We start from the raw sequence: 11,297 nt of genomic DNA on the forward strand, positions 1-11,297 counted from the left end.
CGGCGTCGAGTGCCCAGCGCACCGGCATACGATCGTGTCGTGACGATGACGCCTGCCGCTCCGCTCCCGCTCCTCGTGCTCGGCCAGGGCCGCGACCTTCACTCCGAGCGAGGCGTCGAGTGCCCCGGCGACCTTCCCTCGCCGTCCGACCCCGACCTCGTCGCACGGGCGCGCGCAGCCAAGGAGGCCCTCGGCGACAAGGTCTTCGTGCTCGGTCACCACTACCAGCGCAACGAGGTCATCGAGCTCGCCGATGTCACCGGCGACTCCTTCAAGCTCGCGAAGGAGGCGGCCGCCCGCCCGGACGCGCCGTGGATCGTCTTCTGCGGGGTCCACTTCATGGCGGAGTCGGCCGACATCCTCACGAGCGACGAGCAGACGGTGATCCTCCCCGACCTCGCCGCGGGCTGCTCGATGGCCGACATGGCAGCGATCGCGCAGGTCGAGGACTGCTGGGACGAGCTCGTCGCGGCCGGGGTCGCCGACGACACCGTGCCGGTGACCTACATGAACTCGTCCGCTGCGATCAAGGCGTTCACCGGCCGGTACGGCGGCACGATCTGCACCTCGTCGAACGCCAGGACCGCGCTCACCTGGGCGCTCGACCGGACCGGCGGCGTCGACGGCACGGGCAAGGTGCTCTTCCTCCCCGACCAGCACCTCGGGCGCAACACCTGGGCCCGCGACCTCGGCCGCTCGCTCGACGACTGCGTCGTGTGGGACCCGCACCGCCCCATGGGCGGGCTCACGGTCGAGCAGCTGCGCGACGCGCGGATGATCCTGTGGCGCGGGCACTGCTCGGTGCACGGACGGTTCACCACCGAGGCCGTCGCCGCGGCCCGCGCCGAGATCCCCGGGGTCAAGGTCATCGTCCACCCCGAGTGCCGGCACGAGGTCGTCGAGCTGGCCGACGAGGTTGGCTCGACCGAGAAGATCATCCAGACGATCGCCGCGGCTCCGGCGGGCACCGCGTGGGCGGTCGGCACCGAGCTCAACCTCGTGCAGCGCCTCGCGCAGATGTTCCCCGAGCAGCGGATCGCCTTCCTGGAGAAGAACGTCTGCTACTGCTCGACGATGAACCGGATCGACCTGCCTCACCTCGTGTGGGCGCTCGAGTCCCTCGTCGAGGGTCGCGTCGTCAACCCGATCCGGGTCGACGAGCAGGTCGCCGCCGACGCGCGGCGTGCGCTGGACCAGATGCTCGCGCTCCCCGGAGAGACCTCCAAGGACTGATCCCTCACGACGACGAGGCTCGCGAGCCTGACTACTGCTCGCAAGCCTCGTTGTCCAGGCTCGGGAGTGGGAACAGGGCTCGCGAGCCTCGTCGTCAGCGTCGTTCGCGCGCCGGGGCTCAGACCTCGACGAGGCCGTTCGCGCCGACGTGCGGGTTGTGCGCCGTCGGGACCCGTTCCCCCTCCGGCGGCGGGCCCGGCGGGGTGCCGTCGCCGAAGGGGCGCCCGCCCAGCGACTCGCGCCCGTGAGGCGTGACCCAGCCGGAGAGGTCCGGCCCGGCCGGCACGACGCCGGTCGGGTTGATGTCCTGGTGGACCTCGTAGTAGTGGCTCTTGATGTGGGTGAAGTCGGTCGTGTCGCCGAACCCCGGCGTCTGGAAGAGGTCGCGGGCGTAGGCCCACAGCACCGGCATCTCGGTGAGCTTGCTCCGGTTGCACTTGAAGTGGCCGTGGTAGACCGCGTCGAAGCGAGCCAGCGTCGTGAAGAGACGCACGTCGGCCTCGGTGATCGTCTCGCCGACGAGGTAGCGCCGGGTCGACAGCCGCTCCTCGAGCCAGTCGAGCGCGGTGAACAGCCGCTCGTAGGCCGCGTCGTAGGACTTCTGCGTCCCGGCGAACCCGCACCGGTAGACCCCGTTGTTGACCTCGGTGTAGACCCGTTCGTTGACCTCGTCGATCTCGTCGCGCAGGGCCTCCGGGTAGAGGTCGGGCGCACCCTTGCGGTGGTGCTCGGTCCACTCCCCCGAGAGGTCGAGGGTGATCTGCGGGAAGTCGTTGGTGACCACCTTGCCGCTCGGCACGTCGACGATGGCCGGCACCGTGATGCCCTTGGGGTAGTCGGGGAACCGCGCGAGGTAGGCGTCCTTGATCCGCGGGATCCGCAGCACCGGGTCGAGCCCGCCCTCGTCGAGGTCGAAGGTCCACGAGTCCGAGTCGTGCGTCGGGCCGCAGATGCCCATGGAGATCGCGTCCTCGAGCCCGAGCAGGCGACGCACGATGATCGCGCGGTTGGCCCACGGGCAGGCCCGCGCGACGATGAGCCGGTAGCGCCCCGCCTCGACGGGCCACTGCTCACTTCCGCGCGTGATCCGGTCCTCGATGTATGCCGTGTCGCGGTTGTAGTCGTCCTCGACGTAGGTGCCCTGCCGGGATCCGCTCGTGTCCTCGCTCATCGTCAGCTCCTTCCCATCGCGCCGAGCCGCGCGAAGAGCGCGGCCTCGGCGACGCAGACCTTCTCGAACTCGCCGAGGTGGAGCGACTCGTTGGCCCCGTGCGCCCGGGTGTCGGGGTCCTCGACGCCGGTCACGAGGATGGCCGCGTCGGGGAAGCGCTCCGCGAAGGCGGCGACGAACGGGATGGAGCCACCGACGCCGATGTCGACCGGTTCGGTGCCCCACGCGTCGGCGAACGCGGCCCGCGCCTGGTCGTAGACCGGACCGCTCGCGTCGGCGGCGAACCCGGCGCCCTGGTCGTCGAGCGTGACCTCGACCTTCGCCCCCCACGGGGCGTGCTCGCGCAGGTGCTCCTCGAGGGCGGCGAAGGCGTCCATCGGGGCCTCGTCGGCGGCGATGCGCATCGAGAGCTTGGCGGAGGCCGTGGGGACGAGCGTGTTGGACGACTTCTCGACCGACGGCGCGTTGATGCCGATCGTCGTGAGCGAGGGCTTGGTCCACATCCGCGAGAGCAGGGATCCCGAGCCGATCGTCGAGACACCGTCGAGCAGGCCGGACTCCTCGCGCAGCCGCTCCTCCGAGAAGTCGAGGTCCGCGGCCTCACCGGCCTTGAGACCGGCGACCGCGACGTTGCCCTCGTCGTCGTGCAGGGTCGAGATGAGCCGGACGAGGGCGGAGATGGCGTCGGGGACGGCACCGCCGAACATCCCGGAGTGGACACCGTGGTCGAGCGTCGACACCGTGACGACGACACGGATGAGGCCGCGCAGCGTCGTCGTGAGCGCGGGCGTGCCGATGTCCCAGTTCATCGAGTCGGCGAGCACGATGGCGTCGGCGGCGAGCTTGTCGCCGTGGCGCTCGAGGATCGTCATGAGCGAGTCGGAGCCGACCTCCTCCTCGCCCTCGACGAAGACGGTGACGCCGACCGGCAGCGCTCCCTTGTGGGCGCGCAGGGCGGCGATGTGCGCCATGATCCCGGCCTTGTCGTCGGCCGCGCCGCGACCGTAGAGGCGCCCTGCGCGCTCGGTCGGCTCGAAGGGCGCACTGTCCCAGTCGGCGTCGTCACCGGGGGGCTGCACGTCGTGGTGGGCGTAGAGCAGGACGGTCGGCGCACCCTCGGGTCCGTCGATGTGCCCGATGACCGCGGGTGCACCGCCCTCGCGGACGATCTCGACCTCGAGCCCCTCGGCGCGCAGCAGCTCGGCCGTCGCCAGCGCCGAGGCGTCCACGTGGGTCTGGTCGAAGGCCGGCAGCGAGACGCTCGGGATGCGGGTCAGGGCCTCGAGGTCGCTGCGCAGCCCGGGCATGAGCCCACGGACGGTGTCGCGGAGGGAGGACAGCTCGGGCAGGTCGGTGGTGGTGCTCGCATCGGTCACGCTCCCGACCCTACTCAGCGGTGGGCGGGCAGGAGGACCCAGCCGGACGGCATACACTTCGCGCGTGTTCGGACGCAGCAGGACCACCAACGAAGAGCTCGCGGAGCAGGCCGCCTCGCCAGTGCGCGAGGGCGCGAAGAACCGCCCCACCCCGAAGCGCCGGGAGCAGGAGGCCGCACGCCGGCGGCCGCTCGTCGAGACCGACCGCAAGGCCGCCCGCAACGCGGACCGCGCCAAGCGCCGCGAGCAGATGGCCAAGCAGCGTCAGGCGATGCTCACCGGCGACGAGGCGCACCTGCCGGCCCGCGACAAGGGCCCGGTGAAGCGCTTCATCCGCGACTACGTCGACGCCCGCTGGGGCATCGCCGAGTTCATGCTGCCCGTCATGCTCGTCGTCCTCGCGCTCTCGTTCATCCGCCAGCCGTGGGCGATGCTCCTCGTCTTCATCCTCGTCTACGGCCTCATCGCCGCGGCGGTCGTCGACACGTTCCTCATGTGGCGTCGGGTGAGGAAGAAGCTCACCGCGAAGTTCGGCGAGGACGCCGTGCAGCGCGGCGACGGCTTCTACACCGCGATGCGCGCCTTCCAGATGCGACGCACGCGCATGCCGCGCCCGACCGTCGCGCGGGGCGACTACCCCGGCTGACCTCCGGGCCGGCTGCTCAGACGGAGGGGTCGAGCCGCATCGGCCCGTAGACCTTGTCGCCGTCACGGTGCAGGGTCACGGCCGCGACGCCGGCGTCGGCGAGCTCGCGCCAGACCTCGCCGAACCAGTTCTCGGCGTCGGACTGCGTCGGGAACGCGGTCTCCGACGTGGGCTCACCCGTGACGGCGCCGCCGTCGGCGTCCTCGTAGGTCCAGGTCCAGGCCTCGGTCATGACGTCCTCTCCTCTGCTGCGGTCCGGTGCTCTGCCACACGGACGGTCGGCTCGAGCACGACCTCCGAGGTGAGCGAGCTGGCGATGAAGCAGCCCTCGTGGGCCTCGTGCATGAGCTCGTCGAACCGGCTCACGTCGCTGCCGGCGGCCACGGTCACGGTGGGGCGCAACGTGATCCGGGTGATCCGCATCGGCCGGTCGCGCCCCGGCATGAGGCCCTCGGCGTCGTCGTCGTAGGCGAGGACGTCGAGCCCGGCGGTGGCGGCCACGTGGAGGAACGAGAGCATCTGGCACGAGCTCGCGGCGAGGACGAGAAGCTGCTCCGGGTTGGCCCGGCTCGCGTCACCGCGGAAGTGCGGGTCGGCGCTCAGCGCGAACGCGCCCTCGGCGGGCGGCACGCTGCCGACGTGGTTCCTCGTGTATGCCGTGTAGCCGCCACCGGTCGACCCCGCCGAGCCGTCCCACGACAGCGTGGCGCGGTAGGTGTGGTCCATGGTCGCGTCGGTCCGGGGCCTCAGGCCTCGCGGACGCCGACCTCGACGAAGGGCGGCTTCGTCACCGTCGCCGGGACCTCGCGGCCGCGGACGTCGATGACGACCTCGTCGCCGATCGAGACCGAGCGCTCGAGCTGGGCGAGGGCGATGCCCTCCTTGCGGGTCGGGCTGAAGGTCCCCGAGGTCACCTCGCCGACGACCTCGCCGTCCTTGCGCACGGAGCAGTGGGCGCGCGGGATGCCGCGGCCGGTGACGACGAGGCCCCTGTTGAGCCGCGACGTCTTGGCGGCGCGCTGCTCGGTGAGCGCCTCCTTGCCCCAGAACGCGTCCTTGTCCCAGCCCACGGCCCAGGCCGCCCCGGCCATGACCGGCGTGATCTCGGTGCTGAGGTCGTTGCCGTGCAGCGGGTAGCCCATCTCGGTGCGGAGTGTGTCGCGCGCACCGAGACCGGCCGGCTTCCCACCCTGGTCGGCGACGGCCGACGCGAGGGCGTCCCACAGCGGACCGGCGGCGGACCAGGTCGGCACGAGCTCGTAGCCGCGCTCGCCGGTGTAGCCGGTGCGGCAGACGATGACCGGCTGCCCATCCCACTCGGCCTCGGCGAAGGACATGTAGTCGTGGTCCACGGGCAGGCCGAGGGAGGTGAGCACCTCGTCGCTGAGCGGGCCCTGGACGGCGAAGACGGCATACGCGTCGTGGAGGTTCTCGACCTCGATGCCCTCGGGGGCGGCGGCGCGGAGCATCTCGACGACCGCCGAGGTGTTCGCCGCGTTGGGGATGAGGAAGACGTCGTCCTCGCTGCGGACGTAGGCGATGAGGTCGTCGACGACGCCGCCGTCGTCCTGGCAGCACATCGTGTACTGGGCCTGGCCCGGGCCGATGCGGCGCAGGTCGTTGGTGAGGCAGCTGTTGACGAAGTCGACCGCGCTGACGTCGCCGGCACGACCGCTCACCCGTGCCTTGCCGAGGTGGCTGACGTCGAAGAGACCGACCCGCTCGCGCACCGAGGTGTGCTCGGCGACGACGCCGCCGCCGGGGTACTCGATCGGCATCTCCCAGCCCCCGAAGTCGGCCATCTTGGCGCCGAGGGCGACGTGCCGGTCGTGGACGGGAGAGTGCAGCAGTTCGGTCATGTGGGCACGGTATCGCGCGGCCCGAAGGACCGGCGCGGCTAGGGTGCCACGCGAAGGGGTGACGACCTCGCCCGCCAGCAACGACGCCAGGAGTGACGCAGTGCCCAGCCTCAACCTCACCACCCGTGACCTCGCGAGCCTCAAGGTCGACGCCCTCGTCGTCGGCTCCGTCTCCTCCGGCAGCGGCGCCGAGCTCGCCCCCGGCCACGGCCTGCCCAAGGGCGCCGCGAAGCACCTCGCCGCCGTCCTCACCGACCTCGAGGCGAAGGCGAAGCCGGGTGAGGTCGTGCGGGTCGTCGCCGTCCCCGACGTCTCCGCGACCGCCGTCGTCGTCACCGGTCTCGGCTCCGCCGACGACGTCACCGCCGACATCCTGCGCTCCGCCGCGGGCGCCGCGCTGCGCTCGGTCGCGACCAAGGCCACCGTCGCCGTCGCCCTCCCGGCGGAGGACGAGGCGGCGCTCGCCGCCGTCGCCGACGGTGCGTATGCCGGCTGCTACACCTTCGACGCGTCCACCACCCGCGCGACCGGCTCGAAGAAGGCGTCCGCCCCCGCGAAGGGCGACGGTCCCAAGATCTCCGTCGTGTCGACGCAGGGCTCGGGCAAGAACCTCAAGGCCGCCGTCGAGCGCGCCGCCGTCATCGGCTCCGCCCGTGACCTCGCGCGCGACCTCGTCAACACCCCCCCGAACCTCCTCACGCCGCAGGCCTTCGTCGACCGCGTCAAGGCGGCCGTCTCGGCGTCGTCGGGCAAGGTGAGCGTCTCCGTGCTCGACGAGAAGGCCCTCGCCAAGGGCGGCTTCGGCGGCATCGTCGGCGTCGGCCAGGGCTCGGCCAACCCGCCGCGCATCGTCACGATGTCCTACTCCCCCAGCGGTCGTGGCAAGGGTGGCTCGGTTGCCCTCGTCGGCAAGGGCATCACCTTCGACTCGGGCGGCCTGTGCATCAAGCCGGCAGCGGGCATGCTCACGATGAAGTCCGACATGGCCGGTGCCGCCGCGGTGGCGGCCACGGTCCTCGCCGCCGCGGAGCTCGGTGGCTCGGTCGCCGTCACCGGCTACCTCTGCCTCGCCGAGAACATGCCGAGCGGCACGGCCCAGCGCCCCGGCGACGTCGTGACGATGCGCAACGGCACCACGGTCGAGATCATCGACACCGACGCCGAGGGTCGCATGGTCCTCGGTGACGGCATCTGCCTGGCCAGCGAGAGCAAGCCCGACGTCATCGTCGACATCGCCACCCTCACGGGCGCCCAGATGGTCGCGCTCGGCGCCCGGGTCGCCGGCGTCATGGGCAACGACGACGACTTCCGCACCGCGGTCGTCGACGCGGGTGCCGCGGCGGGCGAGGACTCGTGGGCGATGCCGCTGCCGCGCGAGCTGCGCGCCGGCCTCGACTCGACCGTCGCCGACCTCGCGCACAAGGCCGACCGCTGGGGCGGCATGCTCACCGCCGGTCTCTTCCTCCAGGAGTTCGTCGCCGACGGCATCCCGTGGGCGCACGTCGACATCGCTGGCCCCTCGTTCAACGAGAAGGGCGCCGACGGCGCGATCCCCAAGGGCGGCACCGGCTACGGCGTCGCGACCCTCGTGAAGCTCGTCGAGTCGCACACCGCCTGACCCCAGACGCACTGATTGCCCGTACGCGACACCTCGCCGGCGCTCGGCGTCGCATGCGGGCAATCAGTGCGTGGTTCTCAGCCGGACTTGCGGCGGAACATCTGCTCGCGCCCGGACGTCTCCGGACCGTGTCGGTGGTCGACCTTGGACCGGTCGGAGTGGTCGGACACGTCGGCCCCACCGTGCGCGTGCTTCTTGTCCAGGGCCTCTCGGAACTTCTTCTTCATGTCCTCGCTCGGCGTCGGACGTGGACTCTTGGACTCGGACACGGTGCCTCCTGGGTCGGTGGTGCGGTCGTCCTCACTCTCGCACGCAGCGTCGTGCGCTGCCACGGCGTTTCCGGCGCGGACCTCGCCGACCGCCGGACGGGGCGAGGGTCGGGATGAGACCGTGTGCGGGTGTCGGCGGGAGCATGGTGGGACCGGGTGACGCTGGGGCCCCGACGCCGCCGGCGCGACATGCTGCGCCGTCTCGCCGAGCTCGACCGGCTCGACGCCTCCTCCCCTCCCTTCGGCTCGTCCGCCTGGCGACAACCCCTCCCGTATGCCGTCGCCGCGCCTCCGCGCCGCCGTCGCGGCGCGCTTCTGCCCCTTCTCGTCACGATCGCCGTGACGGCCGGTCTGCTGTGGGTGCGCACCACCGCGACCGAGCAGGTCGACCACGTCGCCACCCTGCTGTCGGCCTCGGACACCCGGCCACCCGCGTCCGTCGACGCCGCACCCTCACGCCTCGTGCCGCAGCCCATCTCGCCCGGAGGCTCCGGCGGCTTCACGTTCATGGCCGAGAACGCGCTCGGCCCCGCGACCCACGACCCGTGCCGCCCGCTGCACCTCGTCGTCAACGGTGAGGCCGCACCCGAGGGGGCGGACGCGATCCTGCGTGACGCGATCGGGATCGTCGCGCCGGCGGCCGGGCTCCGCGTCGTCGTCGACGGGCCGACGGACGAGCGCGCGCGAGAGGGCCGTCCCGCCATGGACCGAAGCCGATACGGCGACCGGTGGTCTCCGGCCCTCGTCGCCTGGACGACGCCGTCGCGCGACGCGCGTCTCGACGGTGACACGGCCGGCATCGCCGGGCCGATCTCGGTCGCGGACGCGACCGGGCACCTGCGCAACGTCTCGGGGATCGTCCACCTCGACGGTCCGGCGTTCACCGAGATCCTGCGCGAGCCGGGGGGCCGGCAGGCTGCCGTGGCCATCGTCGTCCACGAGCTCGTGCACCTCGTCGGCCTGGGTCACGTCGACGACTCCGCCCAGCTCATGCACCCGTCCAACGAGGGTCAGGTCGGTCTCGGCGACGGCGACCGGCGCGGGCTGGCGCGGCTCGCGGACACGTCCTGCGCCCGCGGCATCTGACCGTCGAATCCGACTCGCCGAGTCCGCCCCACCTCCTCCTGCCCATCGGCCTCGGGCCGATGCGCTGCCGGCGCCTACCTGCCGCGGCGCTGCCGCGAGTTCCAGTCGCGCATGCGCTGCGGGTAGCCGGTCTGGTTGACGTCGTAGGTCGGCAGCTGCAGCTCCGTGGCGAGGCGGAACCCGTCCTCACGGGTCGGCACGGCCCGGCGCATCCACTCACCGTCGTGGGCGATGAGGATGACCGTCGTCGCGGTGACGTTGGTCGCGGGCTCCACGTAGGCCTCGACGCCCCGACGGCTCTTCGCGAAGTCGGTGAAGTGGGCCCGGGCCCGGCGCAGGTCGTCCTTGGAGGGCGCCGCCGCACCCGGTGCGGGAGCAGCCCGCTTCCCTCGCCTCCACCACGCCATGGCGACACGATACGGGCGAGGGCTGGGCGGCGGCTGGGGGTCGGCTGTGACGCGCGGGGACGGGCGCAGGTCCCACGCCGTGCGTGGGCCGGCATACGAAGGCCTGTGGAGTCGCGACGACCTCGTGTGACGGTCGCCACGACGCAGTGACAGGATGGGCCGGAACCGGCGCGCGGTCGACGAGACCCGATCGACCCGCGCCCCCTGACCCATCGCAAGGGAGCAGCCTTCATGCCGGCCACCGCCGAGGACAGCTACGACATCGTCATCCTGGGAGGCGGCAGCGGCGGCTACGCGTGCGCCTTCCGCGCCGCCGAGCTCGGCCTCACGGTGGCCCTCGTCGAGAAGGGCAAGCTGGGCGGCACCTGCCTGCACGTCGGCTGCATCCCCACCAAGGCGCTCCTGCACGCGGCCGAGGTCGCCGACACCGCCCGCGAGGGTGCGCAGTTCGGCGTCAACACGACCCTCGAGTCGATCGACATGTCCGGCGTCAACGCCTACAAGGACGGCGTCATCGCCCGGCTGCACAAGGGCCTGCTCGGCCTGGCCAAGGCGCACAAGGTCGAGCTCGTCGAGGGCGCCGGTCGCCTCGTCGACCGCACCACCGTCGAGGTCGACGGGCGCCGCCTCACCGGCAAGCACGTCGTCCTTGCGACCGGCTCCTACCCGCGGACGCTGCCCGGCCTGGAGATCGGCGGTCGGATCATGACGAGTGAGCAGGCGCTGCAGCTCGACCACGTGCCCGACCGTGTCGTCGTCCTCGGTGGCGGCGTCATCGGTGTCGAGTTCGCGTCGGTCTTCCGCTCGTTCGGCTCCGAGGTCACCGTCGTCGAGGCCCTCCCCCGGCTCGTCGCCGCCGAGGACGAGGCCGTCTCCAAGGTCCTCGAGCGCGCCTTCCGCAAGCGCAAGATCGCGGCGAAGACAGGCGTGAAGTTCACCGGCGCCACGCAGGACGGCGACGTCGTCACCGTCTCGCTCGAGGACGGCACGAGCATCGAGGCCGACCTCCTTCTCGTCGCCGTCGGCCGCGGCCCGGTCACCGACGGGCTCGGCTACGAGGAGGCCGGCGTCACCCTCGACCGCGGCTTCGTCACGACCGACGAGCGCCTGCGCACGAGCGCCGAGGGCGTGTATGCCGTGGGCGACATCGTTCCCGGCCTCCAGCTCGCGCACCGCGGGTTCCAGCAGGGCATCTTCGTCGCCGAGGACATCGCCGGACTCGCACCGGCCGTCATCGACGAGAACACGATCCCGCGCGTCACCTACTGCGACCCAGAGATCGCGTCGGTCGGCCTCACCGAGGCGCAGGCCCGTGAGGCGCACGGCGAGGTCGAGACCTACGAGTACAACCTCGGCGGCAACGGCAAGTCGCAGATCCTCCAGACCCAGGGCTTCGTCAAGCTCGTCCGCACCAAGGACGGGCCCGTCGTCGGTGTCCACATGGTCGGTGCGCGCATGGGCGAGCAGATCGGCGAGGCCCAGCTCATCGTCGGCTGGGAGGCCCACGCCGAGGACGTCGCACCTCTCATCCACGCACACCCCACCCAGAACGAAGCCCTCGGTGAAGCCCACCTGGCGCTCGCCGGCAAACCTCTGCACGCTCACAACTAGAGTTGACGCACGCCGCCGTCG

The 11,297-nt window shown here is 72.0% G+C and carries 12 protein-coding genes; 5 read left to right on the forward strand and 7 right to left on the reverse strand.

From position 1 onward, the window contains the following. Window positions 1-45 precede the first annotated feature (45 nt). Window positions 46-1,233: a quinolinate synthase NadA gene (nadA, locus tag N798_RS08110; protein WP_035947699.1), complete on the forward strand. Its 1,188-nt coding sequence runs from the start codon at window positions 46-48 to the stop codon at window positions 1,231-1,233. A gap of 118 nt (window positions 1,234-1,351) precedes the next feature. Here the strand turns inward: nadA and N798_RS08115 are convergent, their stop codons facing one another. Together N798_RS08115 and N798_RS08120 are read right to left on the reverse strand one after the other, a co-directional pair. Next, the gene (locus tag N798_RS08115) at window positions 1,352-2,404 is read right to left on the reverse strand and encodes a glutathione S-transferase family protein (RefSeq protein ID WP_035947650.1); all 1,053 of its coding nucleotides are present in this window, start codon (window positions 2,402-2,404) and stop codon (window positions 1,352-1,354) included. Between the two features lie 2 nt (window positions 2,405-2,406). Further along, window positions 2,407-3,780, reverse strand: coding sequence for a dipeptidase (locus tag N798_RS08120; protein ID WP_035947652.1), 1,374 nt, complete (start codon window positions 3,778-3,780; stop codon window positions 2,407-2,409). 64 nt (window positions 3,781-3,844) lie between these two features. Here N798_RS08120 and N798_RS08125 point away from each other — a divergent pair, with 64 nt between their 5' ends. Further along, entirely contained in the window at window positions 3,845-4,426 is a 582-nt protein-coding gene (locus tag N798_RS08125; protein ID WP_035947653.1) for a DUF3043 domain-containing protein, read from the forward strand. 16 nt (window positions 4,427-4,442) lie between these two features. On the opposite strand, the gene N798_RS08130 is transcribed toward N798_RS08125, so the two are convergent. From N798_RS08130 to gcvT, 3 genes are read right to left on the reverse strand one after another with little or no spacing between them, the layout of a single operon-like run. After that, window positions 4,443-4,658: a hypothetical protein gene (locus N798_RS08130; protein WP_035947654.1), complete on the reverse strand. Its 216-nt coding sequence runs from the start codon at window positions 4,656-4,658 to the stop codon at window positions 4,443-4,445. Then, on the reverse strand, window positions 4,655-5,152 hold the full coding sequence (locus N798_RS08135) for an OsmC family protein (protein WP_035947655.1): 498 nt from the start codon (window positions 5,150-5,152) through the stop codon (window positions 4,655-4,657). The genes N798_RS08130 and N798_RS08135 overlap by 4 nt, the downstream gene beginning before the upstream one ends. Window positions 5,153-5,172: 20 nt before the next feature. Next, on the reverse strand, window positions 5,173-6,285 hold the full coding sequence (gene gcvT, locus N798_RS08140; RefSeq protein ID WP_035947657.1) for a glycine cleavage system aminomethyltransferase GcvT: 1,113 nt from the start codon (window positions 6,283-6,285) through the stop codon (window positions 5,173-5,175). A gap of 100 nt (window positions 6,286-6,385) precedes the next feature. On the opposite strand from gcvT, the gene N798_RS08145 reads away from it, so the two are divergent. Continuing rightward, entirely contained in the window at window positions 6,386-7,903 is a 1,518-nt protein-coding gene (locus N798_RS08145) for a leucyl aminopeptidase (RefSeq protein ID WP_035947700.1), read from the forward strand. Window positions 7,904-7,980: 77 nt separating this feature from the next. Here the strand turns inward: N798_RS08145 and N798_RS08150 are convergent, their stop codons facing one another. Beyond that, window positions 7,981-8,172, reverse strand: a complete 192-nt coding sequence (locus N798_RS08150; RefSeq protein ID WP_035947701.1) for a DUF5302 domain-containing protein — start codon at window positions 8,170-8,172, stop codon at window positions 7,981-7,983. Window positions 8,173-8,328: 156 nt separating this feature from the next. On the opposite strand from N798_RS08150, the gene N798_RS08155 reads away from it, so the two are divergent. After that, on the forward strand, window positions 8,329-9,258 hold the full coding sequence (locus N798_RS08155; RefSeq protein ID WP_156971669.1) for a zinc metalloprotease: 930 nt from the start codon (window positions 8,329-8,331) through the stop codon (window positions 9,256-9,258). Between the two features lie 74 nt (window positions 9,259-9,332). Here the strand turns inward: N798_RS08155 and N798_RS08160 are convergent, their stop codons facing one another. Continuing rightward, the gene (locus N798_RS08160) at window positions 9,333-9,665 is read right to left on the reverse strand and encodes a hypothetical protein (protein ID WP_035947659.1); all 333 of its coding nucleotides are present in this window, start codon (window positions 9,663-9,665) and stop codon (window positions 9,333-9,335) included. A gap of 231 nt (window positions 9,666-9,896) precedes the next feature. Between N798_RS08160 and lpdA the strand changes: the two genes are divergently transcribed. After that, a complete protein-coding gene (gene lpdA / locus N798_RS08165) occupies window positions 9,897-11,276 on the forward strand; it encodes a dihydrolipoyl dehydrogenase (protein ID WP_035947660.1) in 1,380 nt (459 codons plus the stop codon). Window positions 11,277-11,297: the final 21 nt, after the last annotated feature.

It is taken from the genome of Knoellia flava TL1 (assembly GCF_000768675.1).
GTDB lineage: Bacteria > Actinomycetota > Actinomycetes > Actinomycetales > Dermatophilaceae > Knoellia > Knoellia flava.